At 66.9% G+C, this 24,580-nt stretch carries 24 protein-coding genes; 10 read left to right on the top strand and 14 right to left on the bottom strand.

What is annotated here, in order from left to right; genetic code table 11:
* Nucleotides 1–63: 63 nt before the first annotated feature.
* Entirely contained in the window at nt 64–207 is a 144-nt protein-coding gene (locus tag BLO63_RS21050; RefSeq protein WP_162841754.1) for a hypothetical protein, read from the bottom strand.
* Nucleotides 208–853: 646 nt separating this feature from the next.
* Here BLO63_RS21050 and oxlT point away from each other — a divergent pair.
* The gene (gene oxlT, locus BLO63_RS04275) at nt 854–2,158 is read left to right on the top strand and encodes an oxalate/formate MFS antiporter (RefSeq protein WP_091436976.1); all 1,305 of its coding nucleotides are present in this window, start codon (nt 854–856) and stop codon (nt 2,156–2,158) included.
* A gap of 48 nt (nt 2,159–2,206) precedes the next feature.
* On the opposite strand, the gene BLO63_RS04270 is transcribed toward oxlT, so the two are convergent.
* The 3 genes from BLO63_RS04270 to BLO63_RS04260 form a co-directional block, all read right to left on the bottom strand.
* The gene (locus BLO63_RS04270; protein WP_091436975.1) at nt 2,207–3,007 is read right to left on the bottom strand and encodes a carbon-nitrogen hydrolase family protein; all 801 of its coding nucleotides are present in this window, start codon (nt 3,005–3,007) and stop codon (nt 2,207–2,209) included.
* The gene (gene speB / locus BLO63_RS04265) at nt 3,007–4,062 is read right to left on the bottom strand and encodes an agmatinase (RefSeq protein WP_091436973.1); all 1,056 of its coding nucleotides are present in this window, start codon (nt 4,060–4,062) and stop codon (nt 3,007–3,009) included. The genes BLO63_RS04270 and speB overlap by 1 nt, the downstream gene beginning before the upstream one ends.
* Nucleotides 4,063–4,187: 125 nt before the next feature.
* The gene (locus BLO63_RS04260; protein WP_091436971.1) at nt 4,188–4,931 is read right to left on the bottom strand and encodes an alpha/beta fold hydrolase; all 744 of its coding nucleotides are present in this window, start codon (nt 4,929–4,931) and stop codon (nt 4,188–4,190) included.
* A gap of 178 nt (nt 4,932–5,109) precedes the next feature.
* Here BLO63_RS04260 and BLO63_RS04255 point away from each other — a divergent pair, with 178 nt between their 5' ends.
* Nucleotides 5,110–6,498, top strand: a complete 1,389-nt coding sequence (locus BLO63_RS04255; RefSeq protein ID WP_091436969.1) for an ethanolamine ammonia-lyase subunit EutB — start codon at nt 5,110–5,112, stop codon at nt 6,496–6,498.
* Nucleotides 6,495–7,319, top strand: a complete 825-nt coding sequence (eutC, locus tag BLO63_RS04250; protein ID WP_091436967.1) for an ethanolamine ammonia-lyase subunit EutC — start codon at nt 6,495–6,497, stop codon at nt 7,317–7,319. Before BLO63_RS04255 ends, eutC begins: the two co-directional genes overlap by 4 nt.
* A 68-nt stretch (nt 7,320–7,387) precedes the next feature.
* Here eutC and BLO63_RS04245 read toward each other — a convergent pair whose 3' ends face one another.
* The 4 genes from BLO63_RS04245 to BLO63_RS04230 form a co-directional block, all read right to left on the bottom strand.
* On the bottom strand, nt 7,388–7,771 hold the full coding sequence (locus tag BLO63_RS04245; protein ID WP_244517598.1) for a hypothetical protein: 384 nt from the start codon (nt 7,769–7,771) through the stop codon (nt 7,388–7,390).
* A 117-nt stretch (nt 7,772–7,888) separates the two neighbouring features.
* Nucleotides 7,889–8,917 carry a L,D-transpeptidase family protein gene (locus tag BLO63_RS04240; protein WP_091436964.1) on the bottom strand — a complete coding sequence of 343 codons (1,029 nt, stop codon included), beginning with the start codon at nt 8,915–8,917 and terminating at the stop codon, nt 7,889–7,891.
* Between the two features lie 177 nt (nt 8,918–9,094).
* On the bottom strand, nt 9,095–10,117 hold the full coding sequence (gene dmeF / locus BLO63_RS04235; RefSeq protein ID WP_091436962.1) for a CDF family Co(II)/Ni(II) efflux transporter DmeF: 1,023 nt from the start codon (nt 10,115–10,117) through the stop codon (nt 9,095–9,097).
* A 9-nt stretch (nt 10,118–10,126) separates the two neighbouring features.
* Nucleotides 10,127–10,402 carry a metal/formaldehyde-sensitive transcriptional repressor gene (locus tag BLO63_RS04230; RefSeq protein WP_091436960.1) on the bottom strand — a complete coding sequence of 92 codons (276 nt, stop codon included), beginning with the start codon at nt 10,400–10,402 and terminating at the stop codon, nt 10,127–10,129.
* 492 nt (nt 10,403–10,894) lie between these two features.
* Here BLO63_RS04230 and phnX point away from each other — a divergent pair, with 492 nt between their 5' ends.
* Entirely contained in the window at nt 10,895–11,713 is an 819-nt protein-coding gene (gene phnX / locus BLO63_RS04220; RefSeq protein ID WP_091437273.1) for a phosphonoacetaldehyde hydrolase, read from the top strand.
* 89 nt (nt 11,714–11,802) lie between these two features.
* Entirely contained in the window at nt 11,803–13,050 is a 1,248-nt protein-coding gene (locus BLO63_RS04215; protein ID WP_091436958.1) for a glycosyltransferase family 2 protein, read from the top strand.
* Here BLO63_RS04215 and BLO63_RS04210 read toward each other — a convergent pair.
* From BLO63_RS04210 to BLO63_RS04190, 5 genes are all read right to left on the bottom strand, one after another.
* On the bottom strand, nt 12,940–13,515 hold the full coding sequence (locus BLO63_RS04210) for a class I SAM-dependent DNA methyltransferase (RefSeq protein ID WP_091436956.1): 576 nt from the start codon (nt 13,513–13,515) through the stop codon (nt 12,940–12,942). The genes BLO63_RS04215 and BLO63_RS04210 overlap by 111 nt on opposite strands.
* Nucleotides 13,512–14,249 carry a PIG-L deacetylase family protein gene (locus BLO63_RS04205; protein WP_091436955.1) on the bottom strand — a complete coding sequence of 246 codons (738 nt, stop codon included), beginning with the start codon at nt 14,247–14,249 and terminating at the stop codon, nt 13,512–13,514. The genes BLO63_RS04210 and BLO63_RS04205 overlap by 4 nt, the downstream gene beginning before the upstream one ends.
* Nucleotides 14,246–15,376 (bottom strand): acyl-CoA dehydrogenase family protein, encoded by a 1,131-nt coding sequence (locus BLO63_RS04200; RefSeq protein ID WP_091436953.1) that lies wholly within the window; start codon nt 15,374–15,376, stop codon nt 14,246–14,248. Before BLO63_RS04200 ends, BLO63_RS04205 begins: the two co-directional genes overlap by 4 nt.
* A 100-nt stretch (nt 15,377–15,476) precedes the next feature.
* On the bottom strand, nt 15,477–16,406 hold the full coding sequence (locus BLO63_RS04195) for a proline iminopeptidase-family hydrolase (protein ID WP_091436951.1): 930 nt from the start codon (nt 16,404–16,406) through the stop codon (nt 15,477–15,479).
* Nucleotides 16,407–16,539: 133 nt separating this feature from the next.
* Nucleotides 16,540–17,301 (bottom strand): helix-turn-helix transcriptional regulator, encoded by a 762-nt coding sequence (locus BLO63_RS04190; protein WP_091436950.1) that lies wholly within the window; start codon nt 17,299–17,301, stop codon nt 16,540–16,542.
* 115 nt (nt 17,302–17,416) lie between these two features.
* Here BLO63_RS04190 and BLO63_RS04185 point away from each other — a divergent pair, with 115 nt between their 5' ends.
* The 5 genes from BLO63_RS04185 to BLO63_RS04165 are packed head-to-tail and all read left to right on the top strand — an operon-like array spanning nt 17,417 to nt 23,300.
* Nucleotides 17,417–18,304, top strand: coding sequence for a proline iminopeptidase-family hydrolase (locus BLO63_RS04185; protein WP_091436948.1), 888 nt, complete (start codon nt 17,417–17,419; stop codon nt 18,302–18,304).
* Between the two features lie 2 nt (nt 18,305–18,306).
* Nucleotides 18,307–19,245: an ABC transporter permease gene (locus BLO63_RS04180; RefSeq protein ID WP_091436947.1), complete on the top strand. Its 939-nt coding sequence runs from the start codon at nt 18,307–18,309 to the stop codon at nt 19,243–19,245.
* Between the two features lie 23 nt (nt 19,246–19,268).
* On the top strand, nt 19,269–20,066 hold the full coding sequence (locus tag BLO63_RS04175) for an ABC transporter permease (RefSeq protein WP_091436945.1): 798 nt from the start codon (nt 19,269–19,271) through the stop codon (nt 20,064–20,066).
* Complete coding sequence (locus BLO63_RS04170) at nt 20,063–21,766, top strand: dipeptide ABC transporter ATP-binding protein (RefSeq protein ID WP_091436943.1); 1,704 nt, start codon at nt 20,063–20,065, stop codon at nt 21,764–21,766. Before BLO63_RS04175 ends, BLO63_RS04170 begins: the two co-directional genes overlap by 4 nt.
* A gap of 19 nt (nt 21,767–21,785) precedes the next feature.
* Nucleotides 21,786–23,300: an ABC transporter substrate-binding protein gene (locus BLO63_RS04165; RefSeq protein WP_091436942.1), complete on the top strand. Its 1,515-nt coding sequence runs from the start codon at nt 21,786–21,788 to the stop codon at nt 23,298–23,300.
* A 227-nt stretch (nt 23,301–23,527) separates the two neighbouring features.
* On the opposite strand, the gene BLO63_RS04160 is transcribed toward BLO63_RS04165, so the two are convergent.
* On the bottom strand, nt 23,528–24,562 hold the full coding sequence (locus tag BLO63_RS04160; RefSeq protein ID WP_091436940.1) for an ABC transporter substrate-binding protein: 1,035 nt from the start codon (nt 24,560–24,562) through the stop codon (nt 23,528–23,530).
* Nucleotides 24,563–24,580: the final 18 nt, after the last annotated feature.

The following is a 24,580-nucleotide window of genomic DNA, read 5'->3' as shown; positions in this document are numbered from 1 at the left end:
GGGAAAAGCAGCCGGGGCGCCTGACATTCGTGCCGGCGCCCCCCCCCGGCCTGATGGGCGCGATCAGCCCGGCGGGTCGACCTTGATACCCTGCGGCCCGACTTCGATCTGCATTGTGTTCTGGTCCCGCTCATAGGCGCGGTAGGCGAAAAAGCCGGCCACGCAGGCCAGCACGACGACGGCGACGATCAGGACAGTGCGGTTCATGGTTTTCCCCGTTTGCCTCGGCCCGCCCGCCACGCGCGGAAGGGCCGAGCGGTAACAGAACGCAGCACAGGCGGATCGGGTTCCGCCTGTGACCCATCCTGAGCTCTCCCTTCGCCCACCTTCCGTCGCTTCCGCAGGGATTTTCCGCTGCGGATGCCGCAGGGCTGGGGCCGGACTTCCCCAGGGTTTGCCCCTGCCTCGCCTGCCGCGTGAGGCTCGATCCGATCGCTCGCCTTTGCGGCATCTGCCTCTTTCATCTCATCCGGCGGCCGCGCTCATCCTTGGTGCCGGAGCGCGGGTCCATGGCCTTGAGCTTAGCGTTGACCGAAAATCGATTTTCTCTTGGGTGGCGAAGAGAAGTAACTCTTTTGGCGTTAGGTCAACATACCTTGGTATATTTCATGTTGAATCCTGTTTTCGTGATGATATTTACGTCCATGAGACCGTTATGTTGATGGCATTGGTTCTGTCGAGTGTTCCCATACGAGATATGACCTTGAGTAATGCTTGTTGCGGCTCTCATTAATGAACCGCAGGGGGCGTTCTTGGAGATTGGATGAGAAAGCCGCGCCTTCGGGGAGCGGTTCGCGACGCACGCAGCGGCCGACAAGAGCTGCGCAACACCCATCAAGTCGAGGATACGTCAATGGATGCGAGCAAGACGACGACACGCCCGTGGGAACCCTGGTTCCAGCTCGGCTGCGGCATTGTCTGCATGGCGATGATCGCCAATCTTCAATATGGCTGGACCCTGTTCGTCGATCCCATCGATCAGGCCCATGGCTGGGGCCGGGCAGCGATCCAGACCGCCTTCACCATCTTCGTGCTGACCGAGACCTGGCTGGTGCCGGTGGAGGCGTGGTTCGTCGATCGCTACGGCCCGCGCCTGGTGCTTTCATTCGGCGCTGTCATGATCGCGCTGGCCTGGGTCATCAACTCTTATGCCGGCTCGCTGACCCTTCTCTATGCTGGGGCCGTGTTTGGCGGCATTGGCGCCGGTTCGGTCTATGGCACCTGCGTCGGCAATGCGTTGAAGTGGTTTCCCTATCGGCGCGGCCTCGCGGCCGGTGCAACGGCGGCCGGCTTCGGCGCCGGCGCGGCATTGACTGTGGTGCCGATTGCCAACACCATCGCGGCGCATGGCTACCAGACGGCGTTTTTCTGGTTCGGCCTCGGGCAAGGGCTGATCGTGCTGATCGCAGCGCAGTTCCTCTATCCCCCCAAATTCAAGGTCGCCGCGCCGAAGAAGGCGTTGAGCCTGCCGCAGAGCAAGGTGGACTACCCGCCCTCGCAGACGCTGACCAAACCGGTGTTCTGGCTGCTCTACCTGATGTTCGTCATGGTGGCCTCGGGTGGCCTGATGGCGGCGGCCCAGATCGGACCGATCGCCCACGACCTCGGCGTCGCCGATACGCCGGTGAGCATCTTCGGTCTCTCCGCCGCGGCACTGACGCTCGCCATCTCGCTTGACCGGATCTTCGACGGTTTCGGCCGGCCGATCTTCGGCTATGTCTCGGACCGCATCGGCCGCGAGAACACGATGTTCATCGCCTTCGGCACGGCGGCGGTGATGCTGCTGGTGATGGTCTATCACGGCTCGAACCCGTTGGTGTTCGTGCTGGCCACCGCCGGCTTCTTCGGGGTGTTCGGCGAGATCTACTCGCTGTTTCCGGCGACCTGCGGCGACACGTTCGGCTCGGCCTTCGCCGCCACAAATGCCGGCATGCTCTACACCGCCAAGGGCACGGCGGCGCTGCTTGTGCCGATCGCCAGCGTGGTAGCGTCGCTTTATGGCTGGTACGCGGTGTTCGCCATCGCCGTCGGCCTTAACGCCGGCGCCGCCTTGCTCGCCCTGCTCGTGCTCAAGCCGATGCGCGCCCGCTTCATCGCCCGCAGCGCAGTGGAGGCGCAGAGCGCGGTGCCGGGTGGACGCGAATCGCACGCGCACTGACGCCGCCGATCATCCCCGAACGGGATCCCTGTTTGAAAACCCGCGCGATCAGGGGATCAACCGGCGATACACTTCGGGGCGCCGGTCGGGGACATGGGTATTGATCGCCCGCGCCGCCTTCAGCCGGGCCGGATCAAGATCGGCGAAGAGAAGCTCCTCGCCATCGCCCGCCATCGCCAGATGGAGGCCATGGGGGTCGCCGACGCAGCTCAGCCCCATATAGTCGAGCTCGCCTTCCACTCCGCAGCGATTGGCGTAGGCGACGAAAAGCTCGCTCTCAAAGGCTCGCGCCGGCACGACGACATGCGAGACGGCGTCATAGGGCTTCATATTGGCGGTCGGCACCAGAACGAGGTCGGCTCCCGCCAACGCCAGCGCCCGCACCGCTTCGGGGAATTCCACGTCGTAGCAGATGAGCATGCCGACCCTGTAGCCCTCGAAGCTGGCCAGTTCCGCCGATCCCTCGCCGGGCGCGAACATCGCCCGGTCGAGATCGCCGAAGAGATGCGTCTTGCGGAAATTGAGCAGGCGCGTGCCGTCCTTGTCGAGGAGCAGGCAGGAATTATAGATCGCCCCGCCATCGCCGCGCTCGGGATAGCCGTAGCAGAGCCCGATGCCGTGGGTTCGGGCGATCTCGCCCGCGCGCCGGGCGCTGGTGCCCTCCGCCGGCTCGGCCTTCGCCACCGCCGCCTCGCGGCCGATATTGTAGCCGGTGAGGAACATTTCCGGCGCCAGCAAGAGGTCGGCGCCCCCCGCTGCCGCTTCGGCAGCGGCCGCATCGAGGCGGGCGAGATTGGCGACAGGTTCGTTCGACGGGTCGCCCGCCGTCTGCAAAAGGGCAAGGCGCATCAGGAACCCTTCCGCGCCTTGAGCGCTGTCACCGAGAGGCAGAAGATCTCGAACAGCACCTGCGCCGCCGCATGGGCGGTGTTGGAGGTATCGTCGTACTGGGGCGCGACTTCCACTACGTCGCCGCCGATGACGTCGAGCCCGTTGAGCCCGCGCAGCAGTTCCAGCACCTCGCGCGAGGTGAGACCGCCGATCTCAGGCGTGCCGGTGCCCGGCGCGAAGGCCGGATCGAGGCTGTCGACGTCGAAGGAGACATAGACCGGCCCGTCGCCCAGCACCTGTTTCGCCTTGGCGATGATGGCGGGCACGCCCATGCCGGTGACGTCCTCGGCATGGATCACCGTCATCCCGCTCTCATAGGAGAACTCCCAGAGGAATTCCGCCCCGCCGCGAATGCCGATCTGGATGGTGCGGTTGGGATCCAGCACGCCGTCAAGCACCGCATTGCGGAAGGGGCCACCATGGTGGAACTTCGCGCCCTCATAGGTGCCCGAGGTGTCGCAATGGGCGTCGATGTGCAGCATGCCCACCGGCCGCTTCTCGCCCACCGCCTTGAGGATGGAGCCGGTGATCGAATGATCGCCGCCGCAGGAGAGCGGGATGACCCCGGCCGCGACGATCTTCTTGTAGAAGGCCTCGATGTCCTCATGGCAGGAATCGAGGCTGAAGCGCGAGCGGAACGGCACGTCGCCGATGTCGGCCACCTTGGCCTCGGCCGCCGGCACTATGTTCAAGACGTGCTCATAGGGCCCGATGCGCTCGATGGCGCGCACCGCGCGCGGGCCGAGGCGGGCGCCGGCGCGGTTGGTGACGCCGAGATCCATCGGCACCCCGATCAGCGCCATGTCGAGCCCGGCGAAATCGGCCAGTTCCTGTGCGTCCGGGCGATAGGGCGCGTCGAGCAGCGTCGCGGCGCCGGCCCAGGGCCAGACGCGCTTCTCGCCATCCTTGAACTGCATTTCGGCGACGCGCTTGAAGGTCTCGTCATAGACCACGCCACCGCCCACGCCGGCATATTTCGCCCGCAGCTTGTCGAGCTTTTCCTGATCGGACATTCGAGCCTCTTTGGGAGCCTTCTGGCTTCTGGAAGTTCGGTCAGGCTAGCGGGTGCCGGTATCGGCGGGGAAGGGGGCATGGACCTTTCCTCTGCCGGATGAGGGCCGGGTGTGGCGCTGCGGGCTCAGCGGATGTTCAATAACCGTTCCGCCACCGCCTCTGGCGCGCTGAGGAACGGCGAGTGGCCGGTGTCGAGCTGGTGCACCTGCGCCCCCGGCACGGCCGCCTGCATCTCCCGCTGCACCGCGAGCGGCAGACCGCGGTCCTGCAAGCACTCGATATAGTGCCGACGAAGCTTGCCGAAGCGGTGCGGGGTGATGGCCGACACAGTGGCGAAGGGCGCGTGCGGGGTGACGCGCACAAGATTGGGCAGGGCACGGTCGATGTCGTGCGCGGTGCAGTCGGAATAGAGCGAGCGGGCGATGAGGTCGCGGCGGGAAAGGTCGAGGCCGAGCCCCTCCTTGCCGAGGCGCAGCATGCCCTGCGTCTCCACGATGGCCGGGTCCTTGAGATAGGTCGGAGTCATGACGAAGTCGCGGGCGCTCTTGCCGTTCGGCGCCATGAATCCGGTGAGGTAGACCAGCGCCTCGATTCGCTCGGGCATTTCCTCGCCCAGCCATGTGCAGGTCGCCCCGCCAACCGAGTGACCGACGAGGATCGCCTTGCCCTCGATCGCTTCCAGCGCCGCCCGCACCGGGGCGGCATAGATCGCGATATCGGTGACGGCGGCGGTGGGTGTGGGGTCAAAGCCGTGGCTGGCGAGGTCAGGGGCGATCACGGCATGGCCGGCGGCGCCGAGAAGGTTCGCCACCTTCTGAAAGCAGCCGCCCCAGTGCCAGGAGCCGTGAATGAGAATGAAGGTGGCCATGGCGTTTCCTCCGAAAATGCGTGGCGCGTGGTAGCGGCCGGCAAACGCCACGTCCAGCGTGGTATGCCAGAAGCTGCCGGCGACCTCGACCGAAGTTGCGCTTTGCCGGCACGCTGCGGCAGGATACATTTTGCCCATGGCGCCGCGTTGAGCACAGGGCGCCGCAAGGACCGCTCTCATGGCCTATCGCACCGTCGCCGGATCGCAGACTTACGCCTTCGCCGATCTGAAGGACCTCATGGCGAAGGCGACGCCGCCCCGCTCCGGCGACATGCTGGCCGGAATCGCCGCCGCCACGGCGGAAGAGAATGTCGCGGCGCGCATGTGCCTCGCTGACGTGCCGCTGAGCGCCTTCCTCAACGAGGCGCTGGTGCCCTATGAGGACGACGAGGTCACGCGGCTCATCATCGACAGCCACGACGCCGCCGCCTTCCGCACGATCTCCCACATGACGGTCGGCGATTTCCGCGATTTCCTGCTCTCCGGTGTCGCCACCAGCGAGGTTCTTGCTGCCATCGCGCCCGGCGTGACGCCGGAGATGGCGGCGGCGGTGTCCAAGCTGATGCGTAACCAGGACCTGATCGCGGTCGCCAAGAAGTGCCGCGTGGTGACAAAGTTCCGCAACACGATCGGCCTGCCCGGCACGATGGCGGTGCGCCTTCAGCCCAACCACCCCACCGACGACCCGGCGGGCGTCACCGCCTCTATTCTCGACGGGCTGCTCTATGGCTGCGGCGATGCGGTGATCGGCATTAACCCGGCCTCCGACAGCGTGCCGGTGCTGAGTGAACTGCTCAAGCTGATCGACGGCATCATCCAGCGCTTCGAGATCCCGACGCAGGCCTGCGTGCTGACCCATGTCACCACCTCTACCGAGGTGATTAATCGCGGCGTGCCTGTCGATCTCGTCTTCCAGTCGGTGGCGGGCACGCAGAAGGCGAACGCTTCCTTCGGCATCGACCTCGCCACGCTGAAGGAGGGGCGCGAGGCGGCGTTGTCGCTCAATCGCGGCACGCTCGGCGACAATGTGATGTATTTCGAGACCGGGCAGGGCTCGGCGCTCTCCGCCAACGCCCATCACGGTGTCGACCAGCAGACGCTGGAAGCCCGCGCCTACGCCGTGTGCCGGCCGTTCAAGCCGCTGCTGGTGAATACCGTCGTCGGCTTCATCGGGCCGGAATATCTCTATGACGGCAAGCAGATCATCCGCGCCGGGCTGGAGGACCATTTCTGCGGCAAGCTGATGGGCGTCCCGCTCGGCTGCGACGTCTGCTACACCAACCATGCCGAGGCCGACCAGGACGATATGGACACGCTGATGACGCTGCTCGGTGCGGCGGGCGTGACCTACATCATGGGCATTCCCGGCTCGGACGACGTGATGCTGAACTACCAGTCCACCTCGTTCCACGACCAGCTCTATCTCCGGCAGGTTCTGGGCTTGAAGCGGGCGCCGGAATTCGAGGCGTGGCTGCAGCGCATGGGCATCACCGAGCCGAACGGCAGCTTGAGACGGCAGCACGGAATTCACCCCCTGCTCGCCGCCGCACCGGAGCTGGCGGCATGAGCGAGGCGGCAAAAGGCGAGCACCCGGCCGACTATGGTATCGAGGAGGCGGTGATCGAGGATAGCTGGCGCCGGCTCGCCGGCGTCACTCCCGCCCGGATCGCGCTGGGACGCGCCGGCACCGGCCTACCGACGCGCGAGGTGCTGCGCTTCGCGCTCGCCCATGCACAGGCCCGCGATGCCGTTCATCTGCCGTTCGATTCAGCGCGCGTGGCGGCGGACATTGCCGCACTCAGCTTCGAGACGCTGGAACTGGCGTCCGCCGCCCCGGCGCGCGATGCCTATCTGCGCCGGCCCGATCTCGGGCGACGTCTCTCGGACGAAAGCCGGGCCCGGCTGAGCGCGCGGGCGGCCGCGCCTGTCGATCTGGCCATCGTCGTCGCCGACGGGCTCTCCTCCACCGCCATCCATGCGCAGGCGGTGCCGTTCCTCACCGCCTTCAAGGCACGGATCGCCGAGGCGGGGTGGAGCGTCGGGCCGGTGTGTGTCGCCAGCCAGGCCCGGGTGGCGCTCGGGGACGAAGTGGGCGAGCTGCTGAACGCGAGTGCCTGCGTCGTGCTGATCGGCGAGCGGCCCGGCCTGTCCTCGCCCGACAGTCTCGGCCTCTATCTCACCTTCGCCCCCCGCGCCGGGCGCTCGGATGCCGAGCGCAACTGCATTTCCAATGTGCGCGGCGAGGGGCTCTCGCACGACCACGCCGCCTTCAAGCTTGCCTGGCTGCTGAAGGAGGCGCTGGCGCGGCGGATTACCGGGGTGACGCTGAAGGACGAGAGCGATCTTCTGCTGGTGGGCGGCCTCGTCCCGCCGGCGCGGATCGGCTAGTCCTTACAAATCAATCCGTTATGAGCCGATCCTCAACGGTCGCGTGCATCCGCGCTGTCGTTGCGACGCTACTTCTTACGGCCGAACTCGTCGTCGAGCCAGTTGTCTGCCTGCGACATGCGCTTGAAGATGAAGGGCACGGCGCGCAGGCGATTGACCACGGGGCCCTTCTCCCAGACGTCGCCATGCTCGAACCCCATCATGATAGTGTAGCGCGGCAGCGTGAGGAAGGGCAGGCGCATCCGCTCCGACTTCACCACCACGAACTCCATGTGGAGCGTGGGCGCGGCGAGATAATACAGGCCTTCCGAGGGCTCGTACTTCGCGGACAGCTTCGGCGCCACCGCCGGCGTCCCGGAACGAATGAGGGCGAGGTCCGCTTCGGTGAAGGGCAGGCGCTTGAGATCGCGGGCGGTGGCCAGCATCTCGTTCGGGGTCATTCGGGTCGCCATGTCGCCTCGTGTATCTTCGCCTCGTGCATCTTCGCCTCGTGCATCTTCGCCTCATACGAAGGGATGAGACGCCTATCTGCCGCAAAGCGGCGGCAGGGGGAAGACCTCGCGACCGCGCTAATTGGCGGTGTCGCCCTCTTCCACGTCCGATGCCGTGCCCTTGTAAGGGTCTGCCAGCGCTGCGGTGGGCTCACTGACCGGGATCTTGCCGCCCGAGGTCATGGCCGCCAGCTTCTGCGGGCCAACACGGCGCAAAATGTCGCGGAAGCTCGGATGCATGCCGCCATCGACGTAGGTGGCGTTGGCGGGCGGGCGCGTGGCGGACAGGACGGCGATGTGCTGCTCGTCCTGCACCTGTTTGCTGGCCGCCGCCATCAGCGCGGAGTCTGCGGCGGGCAATGGGCAGGGCGCCAGCGGATCGGCAAGAGGCTGTGCCGGCTGGGTGCCTGACGTGAATCTGTAGCGCCCACCGCACGCCGAGACATTGGGCGGCACGCGGGTGACGGCGAACAGGTCGGTGCCTTCCTTCAAATTGCGCCAATAGGGCATGTTGGGGTTGGCGCGGTGCTCGGCCATGTTGGCCGGGGTCATGCGGAAGGGGAGGGACTGCACCTGGAAGCCCGGCTGGCCGGCGGCCAATGCCTCGCGCGCCAGCGCATAGACCTCGCCGACGCCGTCATTGGTCATGGCGTAGCAGCCGGCGGAGGTGCAGGCGCCATGCACCATCAGCGCACTGCCGGTATAGCCCAGCGCCTGCTCCAGCGCGTTGGGATAGCCGAGATTGAAGGACAGATAATATTGCGAGCGCGGGTTCAGCTGGCCGCGCGTGACGGTGTAGAAGCCTTCCGGCGCCTGGCGGTCGCCCTCGCGGGTCTTGGGGCCAAGCTTGCCGGACCAGCGGCAGAGCGGATAGGTCTTGAGCAGGGCATAGCGACCGGAGGCTGTGCGCTTCCACACCTCCAGCTCACTCTCCTGCTTGTAGATCCGCACCATGATCGGGTCATCAGGGCTCATGCCCTTGGCCGCCATCTCCTGCAGCAGCTTCTGCGGAATCGGGATCGAGCCGCGATCGTCGCCGTCCATGCTCGCGCAACCCGCGAGGACGACGGCGAGGCAGAACAGCAAGGCGGTGCGCAACAGGTTCATGTCAGCTCGGCTAACGTCGCAACAAGGCGGTTCGACGGCAGGCACGCCACGATGGGCGCCCGGCCCGCCGGACACCCCCGATTAATGCGGTCATGGTTTCCAGACTGTTAGGAAGCGATGCCTTCGCGAGGCTGTGATCGCCAAGGCTGGGACCGCCCAAGGCTGAACTCGCGCGCCTCAGGCGGCGTGGCGACACTCGACGGTGACGTGCTTGAGTTCGTGGACGGGCGCCAGCCGGGCGCGGATCGCGTCGCACGTCAGGCCGAACGGAGCGACCACGCTGACGATGGCGGCGTGCGAATCCGGCCCGATCCGCCAAACGTGAAGATCGGCGATGCGGACATCGCCGGGGCCTTCCACCACCTCCGTCACCTCTCCGGCGAGCTGAGTATCCGTTTGGTCGAGCAGGACGGAGGCGGTGTCGCGCATCAGGCTCCAGGACCAGCGGGCGATGACGAGGCCGCCCACTACGCCCATGACCGGGTCGAGCCACACCCAGCCGAGCGCCCCGCCCGCCAGAAGCGCGACAATGGCGAGCACCGAGGTGAGTGCATCGGCCAGCACATGCAGATAGGCGCCACGCAGATTGTTGTCCTGCCCGCGCGCCGCGCCCGGCTGGGCCTCGCCATGGTGGGGGTGGTCGTGATGCGGATGATCGTGATGCGGGTGGTCGTGATCATGCGGCGTGTGCGCGTGAGCCTTGTGGCCATGGGAATGCCCATGCCCGTGGCCATGCGAATGGCCGCCGCCGAGCAGGAAGGCGCTGACCAGATTGACCCCGAGACCCAGCACGGCCACCAGCGTGGCGTCACCGAATGCCACCTCCACCGGGTTATACAGGCGCAGCACTGACTCGAAGGCCATGACGGCGGCGACGATGGCGAGGAGGGCGGCCGAGGCGAAGCCGGCGAGATCGCCGACCTTGCCGGTGCCGAAGCTGAACCGTGCATCCCCGGCGTGCCGGCGGGCATAGCCATAGGCGAGGGCGGCGATGCCCAGCGCGCCGGCATGGGTAGCCATGTGGAAGCCATCGGCCAGCAGCGCCATGGAGCCGGTGTAGAAGCCGGCGGCGATCTCGCCGACCATCATGACCGCGGTGAGCAGCACCACGATACGCGTGCGCCGCGAGTTCTCGTCATGGCTGGCGCTCAGGAACTGGTGCGGGTGGGTGTAGGCCTGCGTATCCGGCAGCGTGTTCATGAGCGTGACCTATTTGGAGTAGCGGCGAATGGCGTCCATCAGCTCGCGCGCGCCCTCTGCCCGCGCGGCGGGCGAGAGGTCGGGATCGGCGACATGGGAGTGAAGATGCTCCTCGACGATTTTCTCCATCAGGCCGCTGATGGCGCCCTTGGTGGCGGCGACGAGGTGGAGAAGGGCCGTGCAGTCCGCGCCACCGGCGAGCCCGCGTTCGATCGCCGCCACCTGTCCGGCGATGCGCTGGACACGGGCAAGCAAGGCGGGATTGGGCGTGGAGAGATGCGACATAGGATAGGGGGGTACCCTATATCGGCCGGCACCGCAAGGGATGCGTCGCGCAATGCCCGGCCAACCGGCGATGACGCGCTGGCCGGCGATCTACATCGTCCATGACGATCCCGGCCTGAATGATCCTCTCGCGGCGCTGCTTCGGTCCGGCGGCCTGAAGATCGAGATGTTCAAGCGTCCCCAGCCATTCTTGGAACTCACCCATGTCAGCCGGGCATGGTCAGCAGCTGCCCGAAGGCGACGCACAATCCCATGCGCTGCTCCCGCGATACGGGCGGCCGGGACGGGGCGAAGTATGGCTGCCCCCTGCTCCGCAAACCGCGCTAGCCACGTTGCGCCGCCGGCAATTGCCGCACCGGCGGCGCAGCCAGAAGCCCTGGGTTGCCGGACACCGCCCGTCAGCCCCTTGCACGTGACATGAAACGGCGGGATAGCGTAGCGCCGCGCGCTCGGCCGGGGTTGTCGGGCGCCGAAGCGGATGCCTTCAACCGGATGAACGCCATGTCACTGTCTCGCCTCAAGGCCGTCGTCTTCGACTGGGCCGGCACCGTCGTCGATTTCGGCTCGCTTGCCCCGATGGGCGCCTTCGTCGACGCTTTCGCCGAGTTCAATGTCGCGATCAGCATCGATGAGGCGCGTGTGCCGATGGGCATGGCCAAGCGCCCACATGTGGCGGCGCTGCTCGCCATGCCGCGCATCGCCGGCGAATGGCAGCGCGTGCACGGCCATGCCCCGACCGAGGCGGATATCGACGCGGTCTATGCGGTGTTCGTGCCAAAGAACATCGCCGTGGCGGCAAGCTATGCCGACCTCATTCCCGGCGCGGCGGAGACGGCGGCGGCGGTGCGGGCGCAGGGGCTGAAGATCGGCAGCACCACCGGCTATACCCGCGAGATCATGGAGCGGATTACCCCGATCGCCGCCGCGCAGGGCTTTGTCGCCGACGCAATGGCCTGCACCGGCGACGTGCCGGATGGGCGCCCGACGCCGTTCCTGATGTGGAAGGTGCTGACTGAACTGGAGATTTACCCGCCCTGGGCGGTGGTCAAGATCGACGATACCGAAGTGGGCATCAGCGAGGGCCTCAATTGCGGCGCCTGGACCGTGGGCGTCGCCGTCACCGGCAATGTGTTCGGACTGTCGCGGGCCGACACCGATGCCCTCTCGGCGCACGACTTCGCCGCGCGCCGGGCGCAGGCGGTGGGCAAGCTGGCCTCCGCCGGGGCGCATTATGTCATTGACGGCGTCGCCGACCTGCTGCCGGTGCTCGCCGCTATCAATGGCCGCCTCGCCCGGGGCGAGCGCCCCTGAGCGCCACGGCGCCCGGATGATTCAGAAGGGGCGGCTGACGGAACCGGAAGACCCGCACGAGCGTTCGCGCTGTGCTCCAGAGGTCTTCCGTGTCCGCATCCATCTCCCCGCTTCGCCTCGGTCTCGCCCGCCTGCTTGAACAGCGGGCCGGTTTCTCACGCCTCGCGCCGCGTGTGGTGGTCGCCGTGCCGGCCCGCGACGAGGAGGCGCGGATCGAGCGCTGTCTCGCGGCGCTTGCCGGACAGCGCCGGGCGGGACGCGATGCCAGCGCTTTCGGGGTGCTGGTGCTGGCGAATAACTGCAGTGACCAGACGGTGTGCCGGGCGCGCCGCATCCTGACCGCCGCCAGCCTACCCCATCGGGTGCTGAGCGTCGATGTTCCGCCGGCCCATGCCAATGCCGGTTTTGCGCGTGGGCTGGCGCTCGACCTTGCCGGCACTTGGATCGAACATGGTGGCGCGAAGGGCGCACTGCTGACCACGGATGCCGATACGGTGGTGGCGCCGGATTGGCTGGCGCGTAATCTCGCCGGTCTTTCCGCCGGATGCGGGGCGGTTGCCGGCCGCTTCGAGCTCGATCCCGTCGAGGCAGCGGCGCTGCCGTTGCCGCTCAGGCGGCGTCGCCGAACCGAATCGGCGTATGAAGCCGCGCTGCTGGCCCTGGCCGGCCGGCTCGACCCGGTGCCGCATGATCCCTGGCCGAACCATTGGACCGCCTCCGGCGCCAGCTTCGCCGTGAGCCTTGCCGCCTATCGCCAGATCGGTGGCCAGCCGGAAGTGGAGGTCGGCGAAGACCGGGCACTGGCGGCCGCGCTCGCGTGCCACGATATTCCAATCCGGCACGATCCCGACATCGTGGTCACCACCTCGGCCCGGCTGGAAGGGCGAGCAAGCGGAGGATGCGCCGCGACGCTGCGCCAGCGGCTCGACCACCACGACCTGCCCGGCGATGACAAGCTGGAGGCGCTGCCGGTCGCCCTGCGGCGCATGGTGCTGCGCCTACGGCTCCGGCGGGCCGTCGCCGGCGGTATCGAAGCGCGGGAGTGGGAGCGCCGGCTGGAGGTGCAACCCGGCGCACTGGAGGAGGTCGCACGCGGGACCTTCGGCGCGGTCTGGGCCAGAGCGGAGGCACTCAGTCCGCTGCTCGCGCCGCGCCCGCTGCGGCCGTCGCAGATGGAACATCATCTCGTCGCCGCCCGCCAGCTGTTGCGGGCGCTCGACCAAGCCTCATGCGGCCACGAGCAGGTCCAGACGATAATCCTCGGTGCGCTGCTGGGCCATGAGCGTCAAGGTGCCGGCAGTGGCCACGATGAAGAGCTCGGCCGCCTCATCGCCTGAGAGCGGATAATCCGTCTCCCGCACCCAATGGACCAGCTCGACATGCGCGCCGGGCCGCAGGGATTGCGTCACGCACGCGGCAAGCCGGGAAACGTCGGATGCGGCGAGGTAATAGACGACTTCGGACAGCAGGATGAGGTCGAATGTGCCGGGGGGCCAGTCGTCGGGAGCGCTGGCCAGCAGAAAGTCGATCTGCGGCAGAAGCCTGCAGCGCTGGCGCGCCCGGTCCAATGCCGCCGCGGCCGGCTCCATCGCGACGAGGGCATCGCAGCGCGCCGCCAGTCGTTCGGTCAGCACGCCGATGGAGCAACCGATTTCGAGCGCCCGCCCATAGCGCGGATGGGGCAGGGCGGCGAGCGTCGCCGCGTATTTCGCCTGCTCATAGGGGCTGGTCTCGAACGACCAGGGATCGGGCGAGCCTGCATAAAGCGTGTCGAAATAGGCGACCGGCAGGGAGGTGTTCATAGCGGGCACTCGATGAAGGTCTCCCACTCCGTGTCGAAACGCGCCAGCATCTCCGGCGTGAGCCGGAACCCCTTCGGATCGTCGACGATAAGCGCCGTGGTCTGCGAGGCATGGGCAGCGATGGCACGCCGCTTCGCCGGCAAGTGGTCGGCGACATGGACCCTCACGCCACGCGGGCGCTCCCCCGGTAGCGCCATCTTCGGCGGCAAAGTCAGGCCCCAGATCGGGTACTCCCACAAGCCAGCGCCGGGGACGCGCCCGACCGCCGCCCGCGCCAGCGCGAAGCTGGCCTTGTGGTCGCCATGCGGGTCGTGCCGCCAGGTGACGGCCACCACATCAGCTGCGGCGGCGAGAGCGGCGATGCGCTCGCAGGCCCGTTCCGCCTCGTATCCCGACATCGGCACGGATCGGTCCGGCAGGCCGGCGAAATGCACATGCGAGGCTCCGACGCCGAGGACCGCCGCTGCCATGATCGCTTCTTCCTGGCGCAACGCCGCCAAAATCGCAGGAGGAAACAGCGCCGAACCCGGATGCGAGCCGGCGCCATCGCTGACGATGAGGATGGACACCGGCAGACCGGCTGCGCGGCAGGCGGCGATGAGGCCGCCGCAGCCCAGACTTTCATCGTCGGGATGGGGCGCGATGACCAGCAATCCGCGCCGGACGAAATCGGTCGGCGCGATTTCGGGGAAGCCGGCCATGGCCTCCAGCGCTTCGCCGAGAGCAAGGCTCATCGCCAGAGGTCTCCCGCCGCCTCGTCGCGGAAAGCATGGGCGGCACCGGCGCACAGGGCGCGGTCCGGCGCCGGCTGGCGCAGATAGGTGGCGAGATCCCGGCACAGGCGCTCCAGCGGGTGGGTGCGCAGAAAGCCGGCGAGACCGACCGAACGCTGCACCCGCTCCAGAGTCTCCAGCCCGCAGCGTTCCACCGCCGAACGGGCCAGGTTCACATAGGCAACGGCGCGCTCCGCCGCTTCGGGCGTGTCGGCCACCCCCGCCGCCTCGGCCAAATGGGCGGCCCGCCGGACCCAGAGCCGCGCGGTCTCGGCGGCGATCAGCGTCTCGCCCATGCGCGCGAGCTGATGGGGATCCTCATGCCGGCCGTTGGCCTGCAGGAAGTCCTTCGCCTCGTCGACCAGACGCTCGATACCGCCAAGCTGCACGGCACAGAAGCGCCAGGCGCCGGCGGAGAAATGCGGTGGCCGGTGATAGTCGCCGGGCCCGCCGAGAAGATCCTCCGGCGCCACGGCAAGGCCCGAGAAGCGGAAACTGCCGGTGGCCGAGGCGCGCATGCCATGCGCCCGCCAGTCGGAAAGGTCGGCACGCGCGGCGTCGTCCAGCTGCGGCAGCACCATTTGCCACGCACCGTCCGCGTCACGGGCGGTAATCAGCGGGCAGGCGACATGGCCAGCACCGGAGGCAAAGGTCTTGGTGCCGGCAAGACGCAGTGCACCGGCCTCGCGCACCAGCCGCACCCCATCCGCGCCCTCGGTGTTCCAAACGCCAAACAGCGCCCCCTCGGCCGCGCGCCTTCGCGCACGCCGAATTTGCTCCCGGGTGCCGTAGCGGATAATCAGCGCCGCCGCGTTGACGTGCCCTTCATAAAGTCGGCCGAGCGGCAGGCCTCCGTGACCGATGAGCCGCAGCACCTCCATCAGCTCGTCCGGCGCGCCTATGGCGATGCCGGCCACCTCGCCGCCACCGAAAGGCGCGGTGAGGGCGCCGATGGCGGCAAGGCGGGCAATATCCTGCGTGGGAAAACTGCCGTCCTCGTCCAGCGCTGTTGTGTGGCGGGCGAGGCGGCGGAGATCGCCGAGCAGCGATTCATGTCCCCTGGTGCGGTTGGCCGCGATGTCGAGCATAGGCGAGTCCCCTTTGGCCGGGGACAAGTAGCGGCAGCGACCCGAGGTTCCGACGCAGCGACCAGGAGTCGACGAAACCCGCGCGGTTGCGGCTATGCCCTCACGGTGCGGGGCTGGCCGGCTCGTTGCTGTCGTGCTGTTGGAGAAAATCGGAGACCACCTTCAGGCAGGCCTCCTTCTCCTCGACATGCGGCATGTGGCTGGAATCGGGAAACAGCACCCAGCGTATGTCAGGCACCTTCTCGCGATAGGGTCGCACGACCTCGGGCGTGGCCTCGTCATGCGCGCCGGAGATCAGCAGCGTCGGCGCGGCGATCCGCGCCAGCCGGTCCTCGATGGTCCAGTCCCTCATCGTGCCGATGACGTGGAATTCCGTCGGCCCATTCATGTGGCGATAGACCGTGTTGTCCGCATCCATCGCCGCGAAGGTGCGGGCGACCTCCGCCGGCCAGGGCGTCACCCGGCAGACATGGCGGTCGTAGAAGGCCATCGAGGCCCTGATGTAGTCCGGATCCGTCAACGTGCCGGCGGCCTCGTGACGATTGAGCGTCTCCTGCACCTCGATCGGCAGTTCGCGGCGCAGGCGGTTCGCCTCGGCAACCCATGTGTGCATGTTGGCCGGGGAATTGGCGATCACCAGCGCCTTCAGCCCCTGCGGCCGGCGCACAGCGTGCTCGGCCCCGAGCATCCCGCCCCAGGACTGGCCGAGAAAGGCGTAGCGCTCGGCGATGCCCAGATGCGCCAGCAGCGCGTCGAGTTCGGCGAGGAAGAGGTCGACGGTCCAGAACTCAGGCCCCTTCTCCGGCAGATGCGTCGACTTGCCGTTGCCGAGTTGGTCGTAATGGATGACGGCGCGGCCATCGAGCGCGGCGATGTCCTTGAAGGAATCGACATAGTCGTGGGTGCAGCCGGGGCCGCCATGGGCCACCACCAGCGGCAGGCGCGGGCCTTTGAGGTCGCCTGTCACCCGGTACCAGGTCTGATGTCCCCGGAAGGGCACACACCCCTCCACGCTGCCCACTGCGCCCATGCCTGATCTCCTGCCGCCGGTATCGATGGGCAGGAAAATAGGCAGTCGGCGAAGGAGGCGGCAGCTATCAGAAGTGATAGGCGGGGGGGGGATGTATCACCCCGCCAGGTGCCCGAGCCATGCGCAGCTCGGGTCAATCGAGCAGGCGCAGCCGCGCCGCCCGCACCGCCGCCTGGGTGCGGTTCTTCGCCTGCAGTTTCCGCATGGCGGCGTTCAGGTGCATCACCACAGTGGGCACGGAGCGCCCAAGCGCGCGCGAGATCTCCTTGGCGGAAAGCCCTTCGGCGGCGTGGCGCAGGCATTCGCGCTCGCGGGCGGTCAGGCGCGGCAGGCCATCGAGCCGGCGGTCCTCGCGCAGCCCGCAGGCGGCGGCGTGCTGGAAGAGATGCGCCAGCAGGCCGAATTCACCCAGGCAGTGCTTGGCCTCGCGCTCGGCGAAACGCCCGTCGCCGCAGCGTATCCCGGTCACGGTCGCGTAGTCGCCGCCCGGCATATGCACCGGCACGGTGACACCGGCGCTCATACCGCGCTCGGCGAGGAAGTCGGCCACCGGGGCGCTGTCCTCGTTCATGAAGGCGCGGATCAGCGTCTCGGCCCGCGCGTCATAGTTCCAGACGAAGGGCCTCGTCGTGCCCAGTGCTACCTTCTGCACAGGGTCGAGGCGGAAATAGCCCTGGCCGAACCAGTAGTCACGCATGGTTTCGTCGACATTGCGCAGCTCCAGGACGGACGGCATCATCTGCGTGCCGTCAAGGTCGAAGCGCGCCGGGGTGTAATCGTAGATCAGCGCGTCGAAGCCGAAATCGTGCATGGCTTCAAACAAAAGGTCGACCTGCGCGCCCAGCGTGGTGGCCGCGTTCAGCTGCTGTTCGATCAGTCCGATGTCGGCCCCCATCGCCGAGCGTCCTCCCGCCTGAGCGATGAACCTATCACTTCTGATAGCTGGTTTGGACTCCCGATTTCTCTAGGAATTGAGCATGCCTTTTTGTTGAGCAGGGACGGGCCGGACGATGTGGCGGGAGATCGAGCCGCATGAGCGGCATGAAGTGAGTGTCGGCGGACACCGCGTGGTGGCCTATTCCTTCGGGGCGGGCGAGGAAACCGTCTTTCTCCTCAATGGCGGGCCTGGGCTGGCCTGTGACTATCTGCGGGAGGCACATTCCTGCCTGATCGATCAGGGCTACCGGGTCGTGGCCTTCGACCAGCTCGGCACCGGCGCCGCCGACCGGCCGACCGATACCGCGCTGTGGACGATCGAACGCTATGTCGAAGAAACCGAGACCGTGCGGGCCGCGCTGGGCCTCGGCAAGGTGCATCTGCTTGGCCATAGCTGGGGTGGCTGGCTCGCCATCGACTATGCGCTGGCCTATCCGCAGACGCTGAAGAGCCTGATCCTCGCCGACACGGTGGCGGACATGCCGCATCTGGTGAGCGAACTGGAGAAGCTGCGCGCCGCGCTCGGGCCGGAAACGGTGGCGATGATGCAGAAGCACGAGGCGGCCGGCACTTTCGACCATCCCGAATATCAGGCCGCCATCACGCTGTTGAACTACCGCCATGTCTGCCGGCTGCCGGAATGGCCGGCGCCGGTGCAGCGCTCGCTCGCAGACTGGAACATGGGTCCCTATGGCACCATGCAGGGGCCGAACGAGTTTCTCTACACCGGCAATCTGAAGGACTGGAACCGCATTCCCGACCTGCCGAAGATTACCGTACCGACGCTGATCGTGGTGGGCGAGCGCGACGAGCTGACTCCCGCCTGTGCGATGCGGATGAAGAGCGCGCTGCCGCAGGCGCGGATCAATGTCGTCGCCAATGCCAGCCACATGCCGTTCTACGAGAACCCGGCCGGCTACTACCCGCCTCTGCTCGACTTCCTCGCCAGCGTAACGCGATAGAGATGCACCGCTATTCCTTCATCCTGCTGCGGCCGCTGCAATTCGTGCCGGTTGTCTTCGGCGTCAGCCTCATCACCTTCATCCTGGTGCGGATGATTCCGGGTGATCCGGCGCGGGTGCTGCTGGGCGCCCGCGCCACGCCGACCGCTATCGCCAATATCCGGGCCCAGTTCGGGCTCGATGAGCCTTTGTGGCTGCAATATCTGTATTTCCTGCGAAACCTCGCCAATGGTGAGATGGGCATGTCGATCGTCTACCGGATCGACGTGCTGCGGCTGATCGGCACCCGGATCGAGCCGACCTTCGCGCTCATCCTTTGCAGCGTGGTGCTTTCCATCCTCATCGCCGTGCCACTCGCCGCGATTGCCGCCCGCAACCAGGGCCGGCCGGTCGACCACGCGATCCGCTTCGTCTCCACCTTCGGCATCGGCTTTCCCCCTTTCTGGCTCGGGCTGATGCTGATCATGTTGCTGGCGGTGAAGTTCCCCATTTTCCCCGTCTCCGGCTATGGCGAGACGCTGGGTGACAAGCTGGCGCATCTGGCGCTGCCCGCGCTCACCATCGCGCTGTCGCTGTCCACCGTGCTGCTGCGCTCGCTGCGGGCGGCGATGGTGGACTGGCTGAAATCCGACGTTGCCACCGCCGCCCGGGCACGCGGCATGCCTGAATCCATCGTGTTCTGGCGCCATGTGCTGCCGAATTCCATCGTGCCCACCATCAACCTGCTGGCGGTGAACATCGGCTGGCTGATCGGCGGCACGGTGGTGATCGAGAGCATCTTCGCCCTGCCGGGCATGGGGCAGCTGCTGGTGCGGGCGATCTTCTCGCGCGACTACATGGTGGTGCAGGGCGTCGCCATGGTGTTCGCCTGCGCCACCGTGCTGGTGAACTTTCTCGCCGACATCGCCACCGTCGCCGCCGACCCGCGGGTGAAGCTGTGAGCGCGCCCGCGTCACGCAAACGCATGAGCCGCACGCTCATTGCCGGGCTGGTGCTGGTCGGCGGCTTCGCGCTGGCCGCACTCGCCGCGCCGGTAATCGCCCCCTATGATCCGATTTTTCAGGACGGGGCGGCGCGCATCCAGCCGCCCTCGCTGGCGCACCCGTTCGGGACCGACAATTTCGGCCGAGACATCCTCTCGCGCATCATTTTTGGCGCCCGGGTCGACCTGCAAATGGCGGCGATCGGGGTGTTCTTTCCGCTCGTCATCGGCACCGTCATCGGTGCGATCGCCGGTTTCGTGGGCGGCATCGTCGATGCGGTGCTGATGCGGCTGATCGACATCATCCTCGCCTTCCCCTTCCTGGTGCTGATGCTCTCCATCATCGCCATTCTCGGGCCGGGGCTGTCCAGCTTCTACATCGCCATGGCGCTGGTCGGCTGGGTCTCCTATGCGCGGCTGATACGGGCGCAGATTCTCGTGCTGAAGAATGCCGATTACGCTGTGGCGGCGGTGAGCCTCGGCTTTTCGCGCACGCGGGTGCTGTTCCGGCACCTGCTGCCGAATTCCGTCGCGGGTTCGCTGGTGTTCTGCATGTCCGACGCGGTGCTGGTGCTGCTCTCCGGCGCAGCGATCTCCTATCTCGGCCTCGGCGTCCAACCGCCCACGGCGGAGTGGGGCATCATGGTGGCGGAGGGCCAGGCGTTTCTCTCGCAGGCCTGGTGGATCACCCTGTTCCCCGGCCTGTCTATCGTCTTGCTGGCATTCGGTTTTTCAATGATCGGCGACGCGCTCGGCGAAGCGATGGGAGTTCACGAATGAGCGCCCCGTTGCTGTCGGTACGTGATCTCTCCGTCGTGGTGCGGGGTGATGAGGGCGAGCGCACCTTGCTCGAACGCGTCTCGCTCGACCTTGCGCCGGGCGAAATTCTTGGGCTGGTCGGGGAGAGCGGGTCGGGCAAGAGCCTGCTGTGCCGCTCGCTGGTGCAATTGCTGCCCTCGCGCGCCATCTCGGTCGCCCGGGGCGAGGTCTGGATGGGCGGGCGCGACCTGCTGGCGCTGGGTGAAGCGCAGATGCAGCAGGTGCGCGGCGCCGAAATAGGCATGATATTTCAGAACCCTAGCAGCCATCTCGATCCGGTGATGCGGGTCGGCGATCAGATTGTCGAGGGGTTGTGCTTTCACCGGCGGCTCGATCGGGCGGCGGCGAAGGCGGAGGCGCTGGCGATCATGGGGCAGGTGGGATTCACCGACCCGGCGCGCCAGTTCGCGAGCTATCCGCACGAATTTTCCGGCGGCATGCGCCAGCGGGCGATGATCGCGGTGGCGCTCGCCTGTGACCCGAAAATCCTCATCGCCGACGAGCCCACCACCGCGCTCGATGTCACGATCCAGGCGCAAATCCTGCGTCTTCTCATGGAGTTGCGCGAGAAGCGCGGCCTCTCCATCATCCTCATCACCCATGATCTCGGCGTGGTCGCGCAGACCTGCGACCGCATCGCGGTGATGCGGCAGGGGCGGGTGGTCGAGGTGGGCGACAAGCGCGCGCTGCTCGCCGGGCCGGCCCATCCCTATACGCGGGCGCTCATCGCCAGCCACCCCTCCATGCCGGCGGATGGCGAGTACGATCAGGTGGACGATCAGGCCGATCGGACCGATGAGGCCAGCTTGCCGCGCCCCTCCGCCGTGCCGGCGCGCCCGCTGGTGGAAATCGACGATCTGCACATCCGCTACCCGCTCCCCGGCGGCCTGTTCGGCCGGCGCCGCAGCTTCAGCGCCGTGGATGGTGTGTCGCTGCAGATCAGGCCGGGCGAGACGGTCGGCATTGTCGGCGAGAGCGGCTCGGGCAAGTCGACGCTGGCGCGGGCGATGCTCGGCCTCACCCCGATTTCCGACGGGCATGTGAGCTTCGATGGCGCCACCCTGCGGGGACAACCGGCGGTGGCGCTGGCGAAGATCCGCCGCCAGGCCGCCATGGTGTTCCAGGACCCGTTCAACTCGCTCAACCCGCGCCTCACCATCGGCCAGACGCTCGCCGAGGTGCTGCATGTCCAGGGCAAGGTGGCGCCCGCCGCCATTCCGGCGCGGGTGACGGAACTGCTGGAACTGGTCGAGCTCGACCCCGCCCTTGCCGGGCGTCGCCCGCGCCAGCTCAGCGGCGGCCAGTGCCAGCGCGCCGGCATCGCCCGGGCGCTGGCGGTCGACCCCCGGCTGATCGTCGCCGATGAATGCGTCGCCGCGCTCGACGTCACCATCCAGGCGCAGATCGTGGCGCTGTTCCAGCGGCTGGTGAAGACGATGGACCTGACGCTGGTCTTCATCGCCCATGACCTCGCCATCGTGCGCCATCTCTGCGAGCGGGTGGTGGTGATGCATCACGGGCGCATCGTGGAGGAGGGGCCCTGCGCCGAGGTCTTCGCGCGGCCGCGCGAGGCCTACACCGCCGCCCTCATCGCCGCCATTCCCGACATCGACCCGGACCGGCGCCTGCTGGCGCCGCCGCCGGAGCTGATTGCCTGCTAACCACCAGAGGAAGAAACCTGTGAAAACCGCTTTCCGCAAATCCCGCCTCGCGGCTTTTGCCGCGCTTCTTTCGCTCTCGACGAGCTACGCCCACGCCGCCGGCGTGCTCACCATCGCCCGCAACGAGGATTCCACCACCTTCGACCCGATCAAGTCGGCGCAGAATGTCGACAACTGGGTGTTCTCCAACGTGTTCGACGTGCTGGTCCGCGTCGACGCCAGCGGCACCAAGCTGGTGCCGGGCCTTGCCGAGAGCTGGACCATTTCCGATGACGGGCTGACCTACACCTTCAAGCTGCGCGACGCGAAGTTCTCCGACGGCGCCCCTGTCACCGCCGAGGACGCCGCCTTCTCGCTGATCCGCATCCGCGACGACGCCGGCTCGCTCTGGTCCGACAGCTTCAAGGTGATCGACACCGCCACCGCCACCGACCCGAAGACGCTGGTGGTGACGCTGAAGGGCAAGTCGGTGCCGTTCCTGTCGATGATGGCGCTGCCCAATGCCTCGGTGCTGCCGAAGAAGCTGGTGGAAGGCGCGGCCGCCGACGCCTTCGCCGAGAAGCCGGTCGGCTCGGGCGCCTTCAGCCTGGTGGAATGGCGCCGCGGCGACCGCATCATCCTGAAGAAGAACCCCAATTACTGGGACGCCGACAAGGTCAGCCTCGACGGCGTGGAATGGCTGGTCATTCCCGACGACAATACCCGCATGCTGAAGATCCAGGCCGGCGAGGTCGATGCCGCCATCACCGTGCCGTTCTCGCGCGTGGCCGAGCTGAAGACCAATCCCGATCTCAAGGTCATCAGCGATCCCTCGACCCGCGAGGACCACATGCTGATCAACCATGAGCATGGCGCGCTGGCGAAGAAGGAAGTGCGCGAGGCGCTCGATATGGCGATCGACAAGAAGGCGATCGTCGAGGCCGCCACCTTCGGGCTGGGCGAGGTCGCCTATTCCTATGTGCCCAAGGGCGCGCTCTACCACTATGCCGACAATCTCCAGCGCCCCTATGACCCGGAGAAGGCCAAGAAGATGCTGGCCGACGCCGGCGCCTCGGACCTCACGCTCAACTACATCGTCAATGCCGGCAAGGAGACGGACGAGCAGATCGCCGTTCTCGTGCAGCAGCAGCTGGCCAAGGCCGGCGTCGGCGTGACGCTGCAGAAGGTCGACCCCAGCCAGAGCTGGGACATGCTGGTGAACGGCGATTACGACATCTCGGTGATGTACTGGACCAACGACATTCTCGATGTCGACCAGAAGACCACCTTCGTGCTCGGCCACGACACCAACATGAACTACATGACCCGCTACAAGAATGACGAGGTCAAGGCGCTGGTGGAAGCCGCCCGGCTTGAGACCGACCCGACCAAGCGCGAAGCCATGTATGTGACGCTGCAGAAGCTGGCCAAGGGCGACGTCAACTGGATCGACCTCTATTACAGCCCCTATATCAACGTCACCCGCAAGAACATCGACAACTTCCACCAGAACCCGCTCGGCCGCTTCTTCCTTGAGGAGACGGTGAAGAACTGAGTGCCTGTTTGAGAACGCTTCCGCCGGCGTCATCCCGGAAGGACCGCAGGTCCTATCCGGGATCGCTTCGGGACCTTGGCGGACGATCCCGGCTCGAAGCCTTCGGCTTCGGCCGGGGTGACGGTCTCCCGGAGGGTCTCCCACACCGTTTCTGAGTGGCGCGTCGCCGGGCAAAAAAAGGGGAGGGCCGTTCGGCCCTCCCCCTGTCCTCGGTCAAGCCGCTGCCGTCACTTGTTGATGTCGGTCCAGATGCGGGCATAGAGCTGGGAGACTTCCGGCGAGCAGGTTTCCAGGAACTGGCCGGCCTTCTCGAACTCGGCCGGAACGTTCAGCTCCGGCGCGCCCTTCATGTCGGCGGGGAAGAAGGCTTCCGAGCCCTTGATGCCGTTGGCATATTTGGCGAAGGCCGAGATCATCGCCGCGTTTTCCGGCTCCATGATGAAGTTCATGAACGCCTTGGCGTTCTCGACATTCTTGGCGTCCTTGAGGATGGTCACGCTGTCCATGAACAGCGGGTAGCCTTCCTTTGGGTAGCCGAAGGCGACGTCCGGGTTCTTCAGGCGCGCGCGCAGGATGGCGCCGTTCCAGTAATACACCCCGGCATAGTCGCCCGAGGGCAGCTTCTCGGTGACGGAATAGTCCATGGCCAGCCATTTCGGCTTGGCTTCCAGCAGCTTGTCGCGCACCTGCTTCAGCAGCGCCTTGTCGGTGGTGCACCACTCGCCGCCGAGATAGCGGATGGTGGCGAACAGCACGTCGTTCATTTCCGGTTCGACATTGATCTTGCCGACCAGTTCCTTCGGCGGGTCGAGGAAGATCGCCGAGGTGTTGATGTCGCCGCCATAGACCTTGGTGTTGACGCCGATGCCGCTGAGGCCCCACTGCCACGGCACCGAATAGTGCCGGCCCGGATCCCAGGCGACATTCACCCAGCGCTCGTCCACATTCTTGAAGTTCGGCATCTGGTCGGGCCGGGCCTCCAGCAGCAGGCCTTCCTTGATCCAGATCGGCAGATAGTTGGCCGAGGGCACCACGATGTCGAAGCCGTGGCCGCCGGCGCGGATCTTGGCCAGCGCCGTGTCGTTGGAATCGTAGTCGGTGACGGTCACCTTGACCTTGTGCGTCTCCTCGAACTTCTTGATCAGCTCGGGGCTGGTGTAGTCGCCCCAGTTGTAGATGTTGAGCTGCCCCTCGGCGCTGGCCGCGCCGGCGCTGACGAGAAGGGCGAGCGCCGCCGCCAGCGTCGTCGATTTCAAGGTCATGGTCCCACTCCGTCCTGT

It is taken from the genome of Ancylobacter rudongensis (assembly GCF_900100155.1).
Classification (GTDB): Bacteria; Pseudomonadota; Alphaproteobacteria; order Rhizobiales; family Xanthobacteraceae; genus Ancylobacter; species Ancylobacter rudongensis.
Note: the sequence above shows the minus strand (reverse complement) of the source record. Positions and strands in the feature narration are given on the sequence as shown.